The organism is Clostridium sp. Marseille-Q7071, from assembly GCF_965112025.1.
In genome coordinates this window covers 4,029,706-4,048,621 of record NZ_CBCOPR010000001.1, presented here as the reverse complement: position 1 = coordinate 4,048,621, position 18,916 = coordinate 4,029,706, and the positions used below count along the sequence as shown (strand labels likewise).

At 30.3% G+C, this 18,916-nt stretch carries 19 protein-coding genes and 1 riboswitch; of the genes, 16 read left to right on the top strand and 3 right to left on the bottom strand.

The window, feature by feature from the left end:
• The first annotated feature begins 125 nt into the window (after positions 1-125).
• From ACWPW7_RS19250 to ACWPW7_RS19225, 6 genes are all read left to right on the top strand, one after another.
• Positions 126-854, top strand: a complete 729-nt coding sequence (locus tag ACWPW7_RS19250; RefSeq protein WP_291566112.1) for an energy-coupling factor transporter transmembrane component T — start codon at positions 126-128, stop codon at positions 852-854.
• Between the two features lie 31 nt (positions 855-885).
• The gene (locus tag ACWPW7_RS19245) at positions 886-2,397 is read left to right on the top strand and encodes an ABC transporter ATP-binding protein (RefSeq protein WP_454054831.1); all 1,512 of its coding nucleotides are present in this window, start codon (positions 886-888) and stop codon (positions 2,395-2,397) included.
• A gap of 24 nt (positions 2,398-2,421) precedes the next feature.
• Positions 2,422-3,027 carry an MptD family putative ECF transporter S component gene (locus ACWPW7_RS19240; protein ID WP_454054830.1) on the top strand — a complete coding sequence of 202 codons (606 nt, stop codon included), beginning with the start codon at positions 2,422-2,424 and terminating at the stop codon, positions 3,025-3,027.
• A gap of 285 nt (positions 3,028-3,312) precedes the next feature.
• Positions 3,313-3,672, top strand: a complete 360-nt coding sequence (locus ACWPW7_RS19235; protein ID WP_291566106.1) for a metal-dependent transcriptional regulator — start codon at positions 3,313-3,315, stop codon at positions 3,670-3,672.
• Positions 3,673-3,801: 129 nt separating this feature from the next.
• Positions 3,802-3,960: a hypothetical protein gene (locus ACWPW7_RS19230; RefSeq protein WP_454054829.1), complete on the top strand. Its 159-nt coding sequence runs from the start codon at positions 3,802-3,804 to the stop codon at positions 3,958-3,960.
• Positions 3,944-4,417 carry a HepT-like ribonuclease domain-containing protein gene (locus ACWPW7_RS19225; RefSeq protein WP_454054828.1) on the top strand — a complete coding sequence of 158 codons (474 nt, stop codon included), beginning with the start codon at positions 3,944-3,946 and terminating at the stop codon, positions 4,415-4,417. Before ACWPW7_RS19230 ends, ACWPW7_RS19225 begins: the two co-directional genes overlap by 17 nt.
• Positions 4,418-4,607: 190 nt before the next feature.
• Here ACWPW7_RS19225 and ACWPW7_RS19220 read toward each other — a convergent pair whose 3' ends face one another.
• A complete protein-coding gene (locus tag ACWPW7_RS19220) occupies positions 4,608-5,369 on the bottom strand; it encodes a kanamycin nucleotidyltransferase C-terminal domain-containing protein (protein ID WP_454054827.1) in 762 nt (253 codons plus the stop codon).
• Positions 5,370-5,591: 222 nt separating this feature from the next.
• On the opposite strand from ACWPW7_RS19220, the gene ACWPW7_RS19215 reads away from it, so the two are divergent.
• The 7 genes from ACWPW7_RS19215 (at position 5,592) to ACWPW7_RS19185 (ending at position 13,504) form a co-directional block, all read left to right on the top strand.
• Positions 5,592-6,113, top strand: a complete 522-nt coding sequence (locus ACWPW7_RS19215; RefSeq protein ID WP_454054826.1) for a GNAT family N-acetyltransferase — start codon at positions 5,592-5,594, stop codon at positions 6,111-6,113.
• Between the two features lie 91 nt (positions 6,114-6,204).
• Positions 6,205-6,861 (top strand): class I SAM-dependent methyltransferase, encoded by a 657-nt coding sequence (locus ACWPW7_RS19210; protein ID WP_454054825.1) that lies wholly within the window; start codon positions 6,205-6,207, stop codon positions 6,859-6,861.
• Between the two features lie 47 nt (positions 6,862-6,908).
• Positions 6,909-7,427, top strand: coding sequence for a GNAT family N-acetyltransferase (locus tag ACWPW7_RS19205; RefSeq protein WP_454054824.1), 519 nt, complete (start codon positions 6,909-6,911; stop codon positions 7,425-7,427).
• 115 nt (positions 7,428-7,542) lie between these two features.
• The gene (locus ACWPW7_RS19200; protein WP_454054823.1) at positions 7,543-8,502 is read left to right on the top strand and encodes a helix-turn-helix transcriptional regulator; all 960 of its coding nucleotides are present in this window, start codon (positions 7,543-7,545) and stop codon (positions 8,500-8,502) included.
• Between the two features lie 318 nt (positions 8,503-8,820).
• Complete coding sequence (locus tag ACWPW7_RS19195) at positions 8,821-10,611, top strand: ABC transporter ATP-binding protein (RefSeq protein WP_454054822.1); 1,791 nt, start codon at positions 8,821-8,823, stop codon at positions 10,609-10,611.
• A gap of 1 nt (position 10,612) precedes the next feature.
• Positions 10,613-12,358, top strand: a complete 1,746-nt coding sequence (locus ACWPW7_RS19190; RefSeq protein WP_454054821.1) for an ABC transporter ATP-binding protein — start codon at positions 10,613-10,615, stop codon at positions 12,356-12,358.
• A gap of 438 nt (positions 12,359-12,796) precedes the next feature.
• Positions 12,797-13,504, top strand: coding sequence for a DNA alkylation repair protein (locus tag ACWPW7_RS19185; protein WP_454054820.1), 708 nt, complete (start codon positions 12,797-12,799; stop codon positions 13,502-13,504).
• Between the two features lie 142 nt (positions 13,505-13,646).
• Here the strand turns inward: ACWPW7_RS19185 and ACWPW7_RS19180 are convergent, their stop codons facing one another.
• Positions 13,647-15,251 (bottom strand): amidohydrolase, encoded by a 1,605-nt coding sequence (locus tag ACWPW7_RS19180; protein ID WP_454054819.1) that lies wholly within the window; start codon positions 15,249-15,251, stop codon positions 13,647-13,649.
• A 4-nt stretch (positions 15,252-15,255) separates the two neighbouring features.
• Positions 15,256-16,650, bottom strand: a complete 1,395-nt coding sequence (locus ACWPW7_RS19175) for an APC family permease (RefSeq protein WP_454054818.1) — start codon at positions 16,648-16,650, stop codon at positions 15,256-15,258.
• A 165-nt stretch (positions 16,651-16,815) separates the two neighbouring features.
• Positions 16,816-16,998: riboswitch (Lysine riboswitch) on the bottom strand.
• Positions 16,999-17,170: 172 nt separating this feature from the next.
• Between ACWPW7_RS19175 and ACWPW7_RS19170 the strand changes: the two genes are divergently transcribed.
• From ACWPW7_RS19170 to ACWPW7_RS19160, 3 genes are all read left to right on the top strand, one after another.
• A complete protein-coding gene (locus tag ACWPW7_RS19170) occupies positions 17,171-17,497 on the top strand; it encodes an ArsR/SmtB family transcription factor (protein ID WP_039633574.1) in 327 nt (108 codons plus the stop codon).
• 100 nt (positions 17,498-17,597) lie between these two features.
• Complete coding sequence (locus tag ACWPW7_RS19165) at positions 17,598-18,155, top strand: flavodoxin family protein (protein ID WP_454054817.1); 558 nt, start codon at positions 17,598-17,600, stop codon at positions 18,153-18,155.
• Positions 18,156-18,178: 23 nt separating this feature from the next.
• The gene (locus tag ACWPW7_RS19160) at positions 18,179-18,748 is read left to right on the top strand and encodes an NAD(P)H-dependent oxidoreductase (RefSeq protein WP_454054816.1); all 570 of its coding nucleotides are present in this window, start codon (positions 18,179-18,181) and stop codon (positions 18,746-18,748) included.
• Positions 18,749-18,916 lie beyond the last annotated feature (168 nt).

Sequence of the window (18,916 nt, the reverse complement as noted above, 5' to 3'; positions counted from 1 at the left end):
CCACGATTAGACGAAAATATACCATGATTAGACGAAGGTTATAAAAATAATTGAAAAGTGAAAAAAGCTAATGTATCATCATATTTGGTTAGTATAGACTAACTCTCGAAATCCAGGAGGTGAGAATGTTGAATAAAGTGGAGTTTAAAGCATCAAAACCTGATCCTAGAGTATTGATATTTCAAGTGATTGTTGTATCAAGCCTCAATTTTGTAATAAATCGTCCTATAGAGCTATTATTTTTATTTATTGTAATGGATATCTTGATGATATTTCAAGATATGACTTCAACAGCTATTAGGTTTGCAATTACTTATATATTGTTATATGTAGGTAATGCTTTGCTTATATATCTACAAGTGCCGCTTATTACCATGATGTTTACAACATTAATATTCTTGTGTCTTCGTTTATTTCCAGTTTACATGGCATGTATTATACTACTTGAGAAAGTCTATATGGATGAGCTTTTGTATGCATTGGAAAAGATGCATATTCCGAAAGTAGTAATTCTTCCATTAGCCGTAGTGTATCGTTATGTTCCAACAATAAAGGATGAAATAAAACAAGTAAGAGAAAGTTTAAAGATGAGAGGAATAAATACTTCTTTTATTGGAATAATAACACATCCTATAAGTGCTGTAGAAAACTTTATGATACCGCTGTTAATACGAAGTGGTAAAGTATCTGAGGAGCTATCAGCTGCATCACTATGTAAAGGGTTTGATACAGAACATAAAAGAACATCATGTACTGAAGTGAAATTTCAAATAAGAGATGCTATTTATTGCCTTGGATGCATAGTTATTTCCGTCTTATTTATAGTAATTCATAACAGTAATATTTTCATTTAAATAATGGAAAGAAATGAGGAGATTGATTTGGATGAGAATCAAAGTAAGGAACAATACTAATGAAAATGTAATTGAATTTAATAATGTTAATTTTACATATAAAGACAGCAAAGAAAAAAGTCTACTAGATTTTAACTTAAAGATAAAACAGGGAGAGTTTATTGTACTGACAGGAGAAAGCGGCTGTGGGAAAACAACAGTAAATCGATGTATTAATGGTTTGATACCAGAATTTTATGATGGTGAGCTAGAGGGACAAGCTATTATTTATGGTATGGATATAAGTACCACTCCACTTAGAGAAATTTCAAGAGAGGTAGGTTCTGTATTTCAAGATCCGCGGTCACAATTTTTTACCTTACATGTAAAAACCGAAATTCCATTTCCAAGTGAGAACTATGGAATTAGCAGAGAAGAGATACAGAGTAATGTAAGAAAGTCCATAGAGGATTTGAAATTAGATTCTTTAATGGATAGACAAATTTTAAATTTATCAAGTGGTGAAAAGCAAAAGATTGCAGTTGCGTCTGTTTATGCACTAAAACCTAAAATATATGTTTTAGATGAGCCATCAGCCAATATGGATGTGGAAGGAACTAAACAACTTTTTGAGATTTTAAAAATATTAAAGTCTAAAGGACATACAATTATAGTTTCTGAACACAAACTATATTATTTAAAGGATTTAGTAGATAGAGTAATTATAATGAAGAAAGGAAAAATAGAAAAAATCCTTGAAGGAAAAGTTTTTAAACAAAAATCAAATCAATGGTTTGATGATATGGGACTTCGTCATATTGCATTAGATACACTTCCATCTCCACAGGTTAAAAAAATTTCAGCAAAAGAAAAAAGTTATCCATTACTTCAAGTAAATGATCTTAGCTTTGCTTATAAGATGGGAAAAACACTATGGTCTAATATCTCTTTTAATGCCAATGGAGGAGAGATTATAGGAATTATGGGGAGAAATGGTGCTGGAAAAAGTACTTTAGCAAGAGTACTTATGGGGCTTACAAGACAAAAGTATGGAAAGATATACATAAATGGAAAGCCTGCAGGAAAGAGGTGTCGTATTAAAAATTCTTTCTATGTTATGCAGGATGTAGATTATCAATTATTTGCTCCAAGTGTATGGGATGAAATGCTTGTTGGTAAAAAAACGACTAAAGATATAGAGGAAAAAGTAGAAAAATATCTTAAGTTATTTAACTTAGAAAACTATAAGGATTCTCATCCTGCATCACTTTCTGGTGGGCAAAAACAACGTCTAGTAATTGCTCTTGCATGTATGCAGGATAGTAAATTTTTATTTTTGGACGAGCCTACTAGTGGATTAGATGCAAAAAATATGAAAATAGTTAGTGATGTTTTAAAAGATATGGCAAAAGAGGAAAAATGTATTTTTGTAATTACCCATGATTATGAGTTTGCATTGAATACATTTAACCGTTTATTATATTTTGATGATAATAGAAAATTCAGTAGTTTACCCTTTAATGAATATTCAAGTGAATTAATTTATTCAAGAACTATGAAATAACTTTATAATAAAGGAGATGTTATTATGGCTAAAAAGAAAGATAACAATAATGATGTAAGAAAGCTGATAACAATTGGGATATTTAATGCCTTGATAATTGCAATATTTTTTCTTTTAGGATTTACTATAGGTCTGTTTCCACCAATTTTAGTAGTACTGCCAATTATTTTGGCACTTGCTGGGGGGATTATCTTTATGCTTATCATTGCAAAAGCTGATATGACTGGAATATTTGTTATAAGTGGCACACTTCTTGGACTATGCTTTTTAACTATGGCACCTGGTGGTGTTATGGGGATTTGTACTTTCTTTGGAGGAGTACTTGGAGAAGTTATATTTAGCATTATGGGCAGAAAAAAATTCTTAGCAGCAGCTACAGGTTTTGCTACATATATGCTTGGATTTGCTCTAGGAGAATATATTCCTTTTGTTTTTATGAAGGAGGCATATATTGCTCAAGAATCCGCAAAGGGTTCACAGTCCATAGAAATATTAAAAAGATGTTTAAATATAGTAAATGTTCAAACTATGATTATCTTAAGCATTATAACAATTATTGCTGCATATGTAGGAAGCTTATGGGGCAAAAAACTTCTTCATAAGCATTTTGAAAAAGCAGGAATTGTATAAGAAATAATTGAAGAAACTTATATTTAATATGGATTTTAGATAAGAAAAAATATTAGATGATTCTGTAATACATGCATATAATATTTAGTAACTTTAGGCATTTGTCTATAACAATTGTTTAAGCTTTTTTCTTAGCTTTTAGCTACTATAGGCATATAAGAGAAAAAACTGAATTCATTGAAAAAACTACCTAAGTGTTATATTATAGTGAATACAATCACTAACTAGTGGAAAAATATGTTCACTAGCAATATAATATTATATTTTATATTATGGAGGGTAGCAATGTATGAATCAGGAGAAAATTATTTAGAAACAATTTTAATATTAGAAAACAACAACGGTAGAGTAAGATCCATTGACATTGCAAAAGCACTTAGTTTTAGCAAACCAAGCGTAAGCCATGCAGTGGGATTGTTAAAAAAATCAAAATATATTAATGTAGATAGTAAAGGATATATAACTTTGACTGAGATGGGCCGTGAGAAAGCCGAAAGTATATATGAACGTCATCAGATATTGACTGAATTCTTTGTTCAAACAGCAAATGTATGTGAAGAAATAGCTGAGAAAGATGCCTGTAGGGTTGAACATATAATCAGTGATGAAACTTTTCAAGGAATTAAGAAGTTTTTAAAAAAATAGTATGGAAAAACAAATTGTGAATACAATTTGTTTTTTTTATTATATTATGTTTTCTTGAACTTAATGTATAAAATTTATATCATAGAAAAAATATCGCATATATATAATCTTTAACTCTAAAGATAAATAGTGAGTAAAGAAGTATATATAATTGATTATGATTTCTGGCATGATTTTCATAACTATCTACTAAAATATGCAAGAAATAATAGAGATTTTGAAAAGAAACTTAAAATTGATGAACAGTATACTTACTTTGGAGGTATTATCGATGAGTCTATATTATAAATATAAAAAAGAAAAGTTTTTAGAAAAGTATAAATGTGCTACATCTGCATTAGAAGATTTAAAAGCTTCTTTAAGTGAATATAGACAAAATAATAACAGAATTATAAGAAGAGCTATATTTGCCTTTTTCCAAGATTTTTCTGAATATATCATTGATATGTGTGAAAGTTATATAGTAATAAATAACGGAAAAATAGATAGCTCTACCTCTGTACTACAATTAATAGAGATTTCCTATGAAATGGAATTCTTTGATGAAACACTTAAAGATTATTTATATAAGTGTGTAAAACTTAGAAATAGATATAATCACGATTATTACAAAAGAGAAATAGTTGAAAAGCAGATAGAAGAATTTTGCTATTCTCAAATTATTTATCTAGATATCTTTTTAGAAAATAGTAAGGATGATATTATATTAAAATATAGAAAAAATAATTATTCATTGAGATTATAGAGAAATTATAGGTATAACACCTTGTGCTATTATATTACAAATTTCTTAAATACTGTATTATTCAGAAATGAATTTTATAGTAATTTTATTTTTCTTCAAAAAATTTGAGCTAGTTTTAATTAAGAAAAGAGCTTAGCTAAATAATTAAGCTCTTTTGCTGTTAAAGTAAAATCTTGTTATTCAATAAAATTTAAAAGGGAAGTTTGGTAACTTTATAATCAATTCCGAGTTCTGCATACCAATCATTTAGGCCAAGCCATAGACCTTCACAGAGCTTATAAATATATTCTTTATCATTCAACTTCCCATCCATTACACAAAAAACCAATTCTTCGTATCCAGAAGGTTTACTGTTCATTTTTAAAGATTCTTCGAAGGTTCTTGCTCTTGTACTATAATATTGCTTATTAGCAAGTCCAATAAGTTTTGAGGTTTGCCAAATCAGATCTTTGGCACCAAGAGGTAGGTAATTAAAATTTTTGCAATTGTAATTATTTCTTATTTTAGCCATTGTTTCATAAGGCTCCCAAATCATAAATTCTCTCATTGTTTCTTTGATAGCTGCGTCTGGAACATGAAAAGGAAGTTTTCTTACGTCATTAAAAAAATTATTTGGGTCATAAATGGATAAAATGTTTATGAACATACCTACCCGTATTGCCCAAGAGTCATCAACCATCATGGCTTCATTTAAAAATTCATTTTTTTGCTTTGTATTAATCTCAATCTTGAATTTTTTATAAATAAATTCGTAACTTTTTATTTTAAATCCATCTTTAGTTACAACGTGCATTTCAATATCTGAAAATGGTCCATCATTTCCTAAGGCTAAGGAACCATAAACTCCAATAGCGATTATATCTGTTTTATAAATAGATAGTAATTTATTTTTTATAAGATTAATAATTTCTAATTTCTCATCCCTAGAAGTTGAAGCAGGATATGAAAGCATTGACTTCTACCTCCTTAAATATATTAACAATTTTACTTAATTTTATCATTTTGAATTCAATAGGAAAAGAAAGATTTCATATATTGTTATACTTCTGACAAAATAATATAGTATATGGGATTTAGCTAAGTATTACAAAATAATGTAATATCTATGAAGTAAATGGTATAATTATTGAAAGTTTATATGAAATAAGTTTAACGTGCTATTTGGGAGGGAATTATGTCAAATATCTTTATAGATTTACTTAAGGAATTAGATGGAGAGGAACTCTTTAAATTTGAATGTGAAAATAGAGAGTTCTTTGAAACTATGGTGCTATCTAGAGGAGATAGTTATTATAACTATGATAATTTCAAAAGCATATTAAAGGATATTATAGATGAACAAGAAAATGGACTTCTATATATGTACTTGATAAAGGACGATTGTAGTAGGATTGTTGGAAGAATAAATCTAGTTTCTATAGTAAGGGGAAGCTTCAATAAGGCTGAATTGGGGTATAGAATAGGTAAAGAACACATTGGTAAGGGCTATGCAACTAAGGCGGTAGGTCTTGTTTTAAATGAAGCAATTAATAGGTACAAGCTTCACAGAATAGAAGCAGGGACATCACCTGACAACATAGGTTCACAAATTGTCTTAATTAAAAATGGCTTTCAATTTACAGGGAGAAGCAATCAGTGTATTTATCAAAATGGAAAGTGGTGTGATAGTGTAAGTTTTGAAAAAATATTAGATTAAAAGGTTGAATATTAAAAATTTATAGGATGCTTAAATAAGTGTAATCTTATTAATGTATATAATAAAAATCTAAATAATTGAGGAGATAGAAATGGTAAATTCAAAAGGATGGGAATGGGAAAAAGTAAATCAGTCACCTTGGTTAAAGCCAACTGAAGATAGTTATTATCTGTCTAATAAATGGTTAGAATTAAATTTTAAAAATATTTTAGATTTAGGTGCTGGATTAGGACGACACTCTATATTTTTTGCAAAACAAGGTTTTAGTGTATCAGCTATAGATTTATCAGATTACGCAATGGACAACCTAAAAGAATGGGTTGAAAAGGAAAACTTAAATATTGATATTAGAGTTGGGGATATGAATGCCTTACCTTATGCCGACAATTCTTTTGATTGCGTATTTGCATATCATGTTATTTCGCATACAGACACATTAGGTGCAAAAAAGGTTATAAGTGAAATAGAGCGAGTGCTAAAACAAGGTGGAGAAATATATACATCAATGTGTTCTAAGGAAGCTTGGGATTTTGCTAAAGCTGGATTCCCTAAAATAGATGAAAATACAGTAATAAATAAAGAAGATGGCCCAGAAAAAGATGTACCACACTTTTATGCAAATCGGCAAGATATTTTAAATTTATTCCACAATTTTGATATAGAAAAAATACGCCATATAGATTATTGTTATTTAAATGGTAAAAAGCAAGATTCTAAATATTATTATATAAATGCATGTAAGAAATAGATGATATTTAAATAAATATTGGATGATACCGATAGGAGAGATGTTGTATGGATATTAAATTAAGAGATTTACAGCCATCTGATAAAGAATATTTCTTTTCTTGGATAAAAGATAAGGAGGTAATAAGATATTCTTTATCTACATTTCAAAAAATGAAAAGCAATGATGAAATATCAAATTGGTTTGATGAACTTTTATTGGATAAATCATCTTATAATCAAGCTATTGTAGATAACTGTAATGGAAAACTAATTGGATATACTGGTATAGTTCAAATCAGTGAAATAGATTTATCTGGTGAATATTTTATATTTATTGGAGATAAATCTTATCATGGAAAAGGTGTTGGTACATTTGTAACAAAAGAAATTGTTAAATATGGATTTGAAGATTTAGGTCTTAATAGAATAATGCTTACTGCTTCTGAAAAAAATGTAGGAGCACTTAAAGCTTATACTAAGGCTGATTTCAAAACAGAAGGTATTATGAGACAAGCATTTTATAGAGATGGTAGCTTTCATGATAAAATTATTATGGGGATTTTAAAAGAGGAATGGATTAAGTGATAATGTTTATAGAGGTATAATTATTTAAGATAAACTTTAGGAGGCACAAGATTTTATACTTTTAAGCTTTCTATTATTAGGTTTCTCATTAAGATAGAAATGGAGATGGGTCAAATTGGATAGATTATCGGAAGAAAAAGCTTTTTATGGTGATAATATTACTGTAATAAAAAGAGATGAAAATTGTACTGTATATAAAATGGAAGATATCACTGGAGAAGGTACCATGACCTGCTATAATGTGTTTCCTGGCATTGATTTGATGTATAATGATTTTCACATGCAAAATTGTTTCTCAGAGTTTTTACCTAAAGTTAAGATGATAGGAATTGATCATTGTCAAGAGGGTCGTATCGAATGGGAACTTGAGGGCGGCTTATATATGTATTTGCAGGAGGGAGATTTACAGATTAATTCAAGAAATCATCATGCTATAGGATTTGGACTTCCTCTAAAACATTATCATGGAATTACAGTGGCAATATATATTGAGGAAGCATCGAAAACATTATCAAATATTTTTGGCAGTCTTTCCATTGATCTACAAGAATTATATAGCAAATTTTGTTTAGGAAAATTGCCTTTTATTATGCGTGCAAAGGACTCCATTCAACATATCTTTTCCGAACTCTATACTGTGCCTGATAAAATTCGTATAAATTATTTTAAGATTAAGGTTTTAGAACTACTACTGTTTTTAACAGTAGTAGATGTATCGGAAAAAGCTGAAGAACGACCATATTTTTCTAAAAAGCAAGTTGAAAAAGTAAAATTAATTATGAAATATATGACTGATAATATAGAAAAAAATATTACCTTAGAGAAATTATCCACTCAATTTGATATGCCACTTACTTCTATGAAGAATTGCTTCAAAGGCGTTTATGGTACATCAATGTCTGCATATATGCGATCTTATCGTATGCAAACAGCGGCGTTAATGCTCCGTGAAACCAATGAAAGTATTACTACAATTGCAGGGAAAGTTGGCTACGAAAATTCAAGTAAATTTGCCTCTGCATTTAAAAAACTTATGAATATTTCGCCTTCTGAATATAGAAAAAACTTTGTATAAATGGAGTGGTCTTCTTCTTTTATGTTGTTATAACATTATCATATATGTGTTTATAAGTGCCGAAAGGCGCTTTTATTGGACATTAGAGTTAGGGTATCCTAACTCTAATGTCCAATTGGAGCATATTTAACCCTTGCGGAGTGGCAGACATATTTATGAATGATTAAAATAGGGATTAGTTAGTTGTAACTAATCCCTATAATTGTTTTAAAAGACTAATTATAGACATAGAAATCTATGCATTCATACCGCAATAGAAAGACAAGAAAAAGGTATAGTCTTTAAAACTAAAAAATCTGTGAGAGGTGAGAGTGTAAAATGAAAGAAAAAAATTGGTTAGGAACAGTTTTAACTTTTGCATCAGAGTGCAGGTTGAAAATGATCTTTTCAGTAATATGCGCCATAATCAGTGTTGCAGGTGGAATTGTACCTTATGTAGGAGTTTATCAAATCATAGTTTCATTTTTCGATGGAAGTCAAACATTAAATAATATATTATTTTGGTCAGTAATATGTCTTGTAGGGTATGTGGTGAAGCTTAGTTTCTATGCCATATCTACTATGTTAGCCCATTTTTCTGCATATACCATATTAGAGAATATGCGACTTAAGGTTGCTGATAGATTAATGAAAGCACCACTTGGTACTGTGTTGAATCAGCCAGTAGGAAAGCTTAAGAATGTTATTGTAGATCGTATTGAAACTATTGAGCTTCCGTTAGCTCATTTGATTCCAGAGGGAATCTCTAATTTACTTTTGCCTATAGGTGTGTTTATCTACATCATTATGATAGACTGGCGCATGGCGCTTGCAGCAATGGTCACGGTGCCAATTGCAGTTGTAGCATATGCAATTATGATGAAGACATTTAATAAACAGTATGCGGATTATATGGAGTCCAGCAACTATGTAAATAGCGTGGTTGTAGAATATGTAGAGGGAATCGAAGTTATTAAGGCATTTAATCGGTCTTCATCCTCTTATGAAAAATTTGAAAAAGCAGTAAAGTCTTTTAAAGCATATACACTAAACTGGTTTGAAAGCACTTGGAAACTTATGAATTTTGGTGGATCAGTTTTACCATCAACTCTACTTGGTACTATGCCTATTGGTATGTACCTTTATATCAATGGCTCTTTAAGTCCAGCGGACCTTACAATGTGTTTAATATTGTCATTGGGAATTGTAGCACCATTGACTAGTTTTACTGTATTTGTAAATGAGATTAAAGCTATAGAATATGCTGTAAAGGATGCATATGAATTTTTAAATTTGAAAGAACTTGAAAATTCATTAGAACCAGTAACCCTTCATCAATATGATATTGAGCTAAAAAATGTATCTTTTTCCTATGATACTGATAAAAATGATAATTTAAATAGTGAAGAAAATGATGTACTTAATAATATTAATTTAAAACTTTCACAAGGAAACTTTGCGGCACTGGTTGGTCCTTCAGGAGGAGGAAAGTCCACTGTTGCAAGATTGATTGCAAGGTTTTGGGATGTGAGTAGTGGAGAAGTGAAAATTGGAGGTATTAATATAAAAAAACTTCCACTGTCACAACTTGCTGATACAGTGAGTTTTGTAACTCAGGATAATTTCTTGTTTAACTGTTCAATTATGGAGAATATACGACTTGGTAATCCTAAGGCATCAGATAAGGAAGTAATTAATGCAGCAAAAGCAGCTTGTTGTGATGAGTTTATTCAAAATCTTGATAAGGGATATGATACCAATACTGGAGAGGCAGGAGGAAAATTATCTGGGGGAGAAAAACAAAGAATTGCTATAGCAAGAGCTATATTAAAAAATGCACCTATTGTTATCATGGATGAAGCAACAGCTTTTACTGATCCGGAAAATGAAGATAAACTTCAAAAATCTATTGCTGCCCTTACCAAAGGTAAAACCTTATTAGTGATTGCTCATAGATTGTCTACCATCAAAAATGCAGATAAAATTATCGTTATGAAAAAAGGATGTATTATAAATACAGGTACTCATGACGAACTTCTTAAGGAGTGTGAACTTTATAAGGGAATGTGGGAGGCTCATATTGGTGCAAAGAAATGGGCAGCTAACAATGAGAAAGGAGTAGTGAAGTAAGATGTTTAAATCAATAAAAAGAATTATTGAGTGGTCTGGACAGCGAAAAAAGCGTTTATATATAGGGTTTATATACTCCTTCTTTAATACTATGTTTACAGCCATGCCAATTATGGGAGCTGCATATGGATTGAATCTAATTATAGAGGACATGCAGGGGAATAGCAAGCTAACAATAGATTGGGTATTCTATATGTTAGGATTTATGATTTTTACTGTAATGGGTAGATTTTTGTTTGCTTATCTTCGTGCATCTACTCAAGAAAGTATTGGACATGAAGTAGCAGCAGAACAAAGAATTAAAATTGGTGACATATTAAAAAGAGTATCTTTGGGCTTTTTTAGCAAAAAGAGTGCTGGAGAAATTGCTTCAGCTGTAACAACAGATTTGTCTTTTATTGAGATGTACGGAATGAAGATGATTGATGTTGTAGTAAACGGATATATTAGTGCATTTACAATGGTGTTTTGTCTGGCATTTTATAATTTATGGATTGCTCTGATTGCAGTAGTAGGTATATTGTTATCTGCACTATTCTTAAAATTACTTGGTAATAAGAGTAGTGAAAATGCACCGATACATCAAAAGGCACAAGATAGCATGGTTACAGCTACTATTGAGTATATCAGAGGAATGCCTGTAGTTAAGGCATTTAAACGTGATGGAGTTTCCATAGAAGGTATTAACAATGCCTACAAGATGAGTAAAGATATAAATATGAAAATTGAAAAGAATTATGTTCCTTATAACTGTCTCCATTTATTCGCTCTTAAGGCAGTATCTGTTGGCATTGTTCTTGCATCAGCAATAATGGCGACAAATGGAGCTATGGATATCCCTACCATGCTTATGATGGCTATTTTCTCTTTTGTCATCTTTGGACATATTGAAGCTATAAATAATGCAGCTCATGTATTAGAAATTATTGATGCCACATTAGATAAATTAGATAGTATAGAAAATGCAGAATTTATTGATAAAAACAGCAAGGATATGGAATTATCCGCATATGATATTCAATTTAAAGATGTTACCTTTGCATATGAAAAGCGAGAAATATTAAAGAATATATCATTCACTATGCCAGAAAATACTACTACAGCAATTGTTGGTCCTTCAGGAAGTGGAAAATCAACTATATGTAATCTAATTGCTAGATTCTATGACGTTGATAAAGGAAGTGTATCAGTAGGAGGTATGAATGTAAGGGAAATGACTTGTGATAGCCTTCTCAAAAACATCAGTATGGTATTTCAAAAGGTATATTTATTTCATGATACGGTGCTTAATAATATTCGATTTGGAAAACCAGAGGCAACCTTTGAAGAGGTAGTGGAGATAGCTAAAAAAGCTTGCTGTCATGACTTCATTATGAGTCTTCCTAATGGATATGGAACAGTGATTGGCGACGGTGGTTCAACTCTTTCTGGAGGGGAAAAACAACGGATATCTATAGCTAGAGCAATGTTAAAAAATGCTCCTATTGTTATTCTAGATGAGGCAACTGCCAGCATAGATCCAGAAAATGAACATGCAATACAGAAGGCTATTAGTACTTTAGTACATGGAAAAACCATTATAATAATTGCACATCGTCTTGCTACTATTGAAAACGCAGATCAAATACTTGTAGTGGATGAGGGGCAAATTGTACAGAGAGGAACTCATAAAGAATTAATAAATCAGAAAGGTGTTTATAAAAGATTTTTAGACATAAGAAAGACAGCGGAAGGATGGAGTATTTAAAAATATTTGTACTGCATAAATACAAAAATAAGAGGAGCTATTGTAGCTTCTCTTCTAAACTTTTATACATAAATATAATACAAGTTCATAAATGCATACTGAAAATATTGTTACATTATATTAAGAAAGGTATAATTATTTAAGATAAACTTTAGGGTGTACAATAATTAATAGTTGTTACATGCATTAGAGGAATGCGGGAAAGGTTAAGAGGGCATTTATCTATAACAAACTTTAGAAAATGTTAATTGATAAAAATATGAATAAGGTAGTATTTAGAGATGCTACAGCAATTGATTATTCTACCTATTAAATTTAGCAGAGCTGGTATAGATTATTCCCTAGAATCAATAAAAATTTTAATAAAGAAAAAGAAGAAAAAAAGCAAATTAGGTAAAATCGAAATAAAAAATTAAGAAAAGGTAGGGTGAGAATAAAATGACTAAAGAAGAAGTAATGATATATTTAAAAGAACATGGCAATGAACAAACCAAAAAAATCTATTTAAGCCATGGGGCAAAAGAACCTCTATATGGCGTAAAGCTTGGTGATTTAAAATTGCTAAAAAAGAAAATTAAGACTAATCATAATTTAGCCTTAGAATTGTATAACACTGGCAATAGTGATGCAATGTACCTTGCTGGACTCATAGAAGATCCTAAAGAAGTTTCTATTGATCAAATGGATGAATGGATAAAAGCTGCTAATTGGGATATGCTTAGTGACCGCTGTGTAGCTGTAGTTGCAGCAAAAACTCCCTTTGGATTTGAAATTGCACGAAAGTGGCTCAATAGTAGTGAGGAACTAATAGTATGTGCAGGCTATGCCATTTATTGTACTTTATTTACTATATTAGATGATAGTGAAATAGATTTAGAAGAGGTTAAAAACATTTTAAATAAAATAGCAAATAATATACATAATGAAAAAATTCGATTACAAAATTCTATGAATAATTTTGTAATAATGGCAGGTATTTATATAAAGCCACTACATGAATTTGCATTAGAAATTGCTGAAAAAATTGGAAAAATTGAGCCTGTTATAGCTAAAAATAGCTGTAATACTCAGACAGCAGCGGAATATTTAAAAAAATATGCGGAAAAAGGGAAAATAGGCATTAAGATTAAAAACTTAGGACGTTAGAAAAAAATAGAAAATTACTTCTATTAATGAATTTTGTGGAACCCTTATCTTTAAAGTAGTTTTTTATATGTGAACCCTAGCAGGTGAACTACCTACTAGGGTATTTTATATTATAATTTATAGATCTAATTTAACTTAACTTTTAATCCTGTTTCTCATATACAAATTCTCCATCTATCATGGTCTTTTCAACCTTAATGTCTTTGATTTCAAATTCATCTATGGTGAATATGTCCCTATCCAATACGATTAAATCAGCAACATAACCTGGTTTTAATCTTCCTTTAAAATCTTCTTTAAACTCATTAAAAGCACTACCAATTGTGTAGGCATCAATAACATCTTCAAGATACATCCTTTCATTTGGATAAAAACCTCCCACTGGATTACCATCTAATGTTAGTCTTGTTACTGCACAATAAATATTTGAGAATGGGCTACAGTCTTCTACTGGAGAATCTGTTCCTAAACTTATTGGAGCTCCCAATTTATATAAAGTATTAAAAGCATAAGAAGTACTTGATAATTTCTTTCCAACACGTGCCTCTACAATTTTAATATCGTAGTCTAAGAAAATAGGTTGGTACATAACAGGGATATTCAATTTAGCAATTCTCTTTAATTGTTCCTGACTTGTGATTTGACAATGAACAATGCCGTGACGAAGAGGATTTTTCTCATTCTTCATAGTTTTTTCATAGGCATTAATAACACTTTCTATGGCACCATCACCAATTGCGTGAGTTGCTACAGTAATTCCATGTTCTGTTGCTAAATCGCATAAATCTTGTAGCTGTTTATCGCTTAATGCTGCTACACCTTTAGTACCTGGAGCATCCTCATAATCCTTTAACATTAAAGCAGTCCTAGCACCTAAAGAACCATCTTTAAATAGTTTTAATACACCTTTTGATAAGAATTTTTCATCATATTGTCCTGTCTTATGTTCAGTTTCAATATAAGCTTTGAAATCATTTATATTTTGAAAATTGTATTGGTGACTATATCTTAATTTTAATTTTTTATTGTCATAAATATTATGAATTATATCGAACATTCTTTTAAAATCATTGCCCATGATATCACATGACTGAACAGAGGTTATTCCAACACTTAAAGCATAATTTGCAGCTTTTATAAATTCGTTTTCATTCTCTTTATCATCTTTTTTGGGGATAACTGATTGAATAACACGGACAGCGTTTTCGTTGAATATACCGTTTGGCTTTCCGTCGTTTCCAACTTCAATTACACCACCATCTATAATAGTACTTTCATCTACAGCTAGTACTTCTAAAGTCTTGGTATTTCCTACTGAAACGTGTCCACATACTCTATCAAAGACAATTGGAATTTCTGTAGATATTTTATCTAAATCAAAGCGATTTAATAGACGCTTTTCACCAGAAGTGAAGTAATCTTGATTCCATCCTCTACCACTTAAAACTGTTATATCTTTATTTTCTTCTATAAATTTTTTACCCAACTGAATAATTTCATCAATTGATTTAGCGGATGTTAAATTACAGGAACTCATAGCATCTCCCATATGTGACATATGAAGATGGCTGTCGTTGAAACCTGGTAAAACAGTTTTTCCTTGAAGGTCTATGATATTATCAGCATTGTTTTTTAAGATTTCCTCATTGGTACCAACTTGCTGAATAACACCATTCTCAATAAAGATTGCTTCCTGAAAATTATTTTTTTCAACATAGATTTTGCAGTTTTGTAAAATTGTTTTCAAAATATCATCCCCTTATATTTTCTTGTAAAGTTTTATTTTTTCTATCAAAATAGAAGTAAAATAATGTACCAATGGCTGGCACCAATAAACCAATAATTGAGGTTTGAGGATCTTCAATAAAGGTATTTATCATTAATCCTACGAAGATAAAAGTTGTTAAGATTACTGTAATAGGATAGCCAATTACTTTATAAGGTCTTTCTACATTAGGACGTTTTTTCCTGTAAATCATAACTGCGTATACACCTAAAGTATTAAACATCATTCCAGAGAATACAACTAAAGAAGTTAATTGATTTAAGTTTCTAAGTAATACCAGTATCACAGATATTACACATTGTACTATTAAAGGAGCATAGGGCACTTTGTGTACAGGATGCAATTTTCTAAAACTTTCAAAGAAATGACCTTGTTCACTCATTGCATAATACATTCTTGGGAAGGCTAAGATACAACCATTTAAAGCTCCAAACATAGCAACTACCATTCCTATTACAACTAAAATACTACCAGTATTTCCTAGCAATTTTTCTGCTGCATAAGTTCCTAAATAATATTGATTATTAGATATTAAACTTTCAATTTCATCAATAGGTATAACCTTATATATGGAATAATTAAATAATGTATACAGTGCTGTTATGGAAAGGATAGAAATAATGATAGCAAGGGGTAAATTTTTCTTAGGATTTTTTACTTCTTCAGCTACGGTATTTAAATTAGTCCAGCCTTCATATGCCCACAAGCTTGCTACTACAGCAAAGGCTATCATACTAATAACTGAGCCAAAGCTTGCATCTGCTGTCTTGGGAACTAGGCTTAAATCAGGTGATACTTTTCCAAATAAAAGTCCTAAGATCATTATGATTCCAATAGGAATTAATTTTGCGATCATAGATAGATTTTGCAGTTTAGAACCAAATTTAACACCGAAATAATTTACAATGGTCAATGCTATGATTAAAAAGATAGCAAGAATTTTAATCGTCCATTCTCCAAGAGGCATAATAATGGTTAAAGCACTTGGTAGTGCAATTGCTATGGCAGCAATAGAGCCAGGACCAGCGATTAACCAACTATTAAAACCACCTAAAAAACCAACCATAGGTGAATAGGCCTCACTTAAATATACAGTTAGTCCACCAGCACGGGGATCTGAAGCGCCTAGCTCAGCATAACAAATACCACCTAATAGAGAAACTAAGCCTCCAATAATCCAGCTTAATAAAGCTAAGCCAAGACTCATTCCAGTTCTCATTAATACATATGAGCCTAGATAAAAAATACCTGACCCTACCATTATACCTCCTAAAATGCTGACCCCACCAAATAGACTAATTTCTTTTTTAAAACCTGAATCCTTTACTTGAGTTAAATCATTTAAATTATTATTAGCCATATATTCATCCTCCTTTTTAAGTAATTAATTATCAATGTTAGTTCATTAAATTTACAATATTGTAAGAAAATTAAAATTAATACGAAAAATAAAAACACCTAACAGGTTTGTCGGGTGCTTATATGCGTATAGCAAAGCTAAAGACATCCTCTCCTTTCTGGCTCAATGTGAGATAGCGCAACATCAAAGTATCGAGCAAATACGATGATGACAGTCCTGTACCTATTAAATACAGACCCAGCATCAGATTTTGGTATCTGAAACTTCGGCGACGGCTCCTTTCACTATATGTCATAGGTTTCCGACCTCGATATAGTTAATATTAGCAATCGCGCCTCTACCCCACCCTTAAGGATGAGGATTTTTATGAAATTTTAATTTTTGATATCGTAACATGATATTTACATCTTGTCAACTCTATATGATTATATATATTTAAGGGATGGTTCATAATAATATTTATAAATTATTATTGACATGTGCATGAATGTGCATATATAATCTTAATTAGGTGATAGATATGAATGAAAATGATTTAATTTTAGACTGCGCCAAAGAAATAGAAGAAAGTATTGATTTTGAATTTTTTAAGACTTTATTTGATCCAGTACGATGTGATATTATGAAATATCTTGCTGTTAATGGCATTAAGAATATCAAAGATATTTCTGAAAATTTTACACAGGACCGTTCAGTTATTTCAAGACATTTAGAATTAATGCATAGATATGGAATAGTTAATAAAACAAAAGAAAATAGAAGTGTTTTTTATGAATTGAACGATAAATATATTCTTGAAAAATTTGAGTTAACAGCAATCAATTTAAAAAAATTAATACAGCAGTAAAATTTAAAAAGGCAGGTATGCCTTTTTAAAAACATCATAATATGCATATATGTGCATAAGAGTATTCATTCACCGAATTAATTGAAAGGAAAGAATAAATATGAATATATTATCTGTTTTAGCAAGTCCACGAAAGCAAGGAAATACAGCTATTTTATTAAAAGAGTATTTAAAAGGTGTAGAAGATTTAACACCATCAGCCCAAATAGAAACAATTTATCTCCAGTCAAAAAATATACAATATTGTACAGGCTGCAACACCTGTCAAAAAAGTAGTCAAAGTCAATGTGTATTAAAGGATGATATGCAGGATATTTATAAAAGTGTGGAAAAAGCAGATATTTTGGTTTTTGCTACCCCTGTTTATGTTTTTAATATGAGTGGACAGTTAAAAACTTTTTTAGACCGGTTATATGCAGTAGATCATAATATTTTATTAAATAAAAAAATTGTACTATTAACTACCTATGGCGATATCAATGAAGCCAATGCAGGGGTTGAAAACATCGTTAAATCCATCAACATGCTTTCCAATTATCTTGGTATGGAGTTTATACAAAACCTTAATGCAAGCACATATGAATTGCAGGTTTATGAAAATAATCAATATAAAAAGGCTTCCTATGCATTAGGAGCAGACATTTTAAAATATTTATAATATTTATTGAGAGGTGATTCAAGATGGTAACAATTATATTTTCTCATCCATGGCACGGAAGTTTTAATAAGGCTATACTGGATACAATAACAACTGCTTTAGAAAAAAAGAAAAAGGAATACCAGGTAATTGACTTAAATAAAGATAACTTTAACCCTGTTATGACTGAAGGGGAATTGGCTTTGTACTCAAAAGGACAACATAAGGACCCTTTGGTAACAAAATATCAAAATATGCTAAAAAAAACAGATGAAATTATTTTTCTATTTCCTCTTTGGTGGTACAATACCCCTGCTATCCTTAAAGGTTTCATTGATAAAGTTATGTTGAAAAATTTCTCATATACAGAATCGAGTTCAGGTTTAAAGGGGAAATTAACCCATATTAAATCTGCCAAAGTGATAACAACAGGTCAAGCTCCACGTTGGTATGTAAAATATCTTGCTGGTAATATGATTCAGAAAACATTTATTAATGCTACATTAAAAGGTGTTGGAATTAAAAATGCCAAGTGGATTCATTGTGGGGATGTTTCTAAAGGCGCTCAAGTGAAGAGAGAGAAATTTTTACAAAAGTTAGCGATTGACATTTAAGTATTGTATATATTCAGATGAAATAATAAGTAAAAACCTTGCAAATACATAGTTATTTTGCAAGGTTTTTATTTTATAGTTCTTTTACTTTTACATAGAGAGGAACTATAGATAAAAGAATATATTAAAAAACTTGAGATAAACTATTTGCTGGAAGAGTGAAATGAA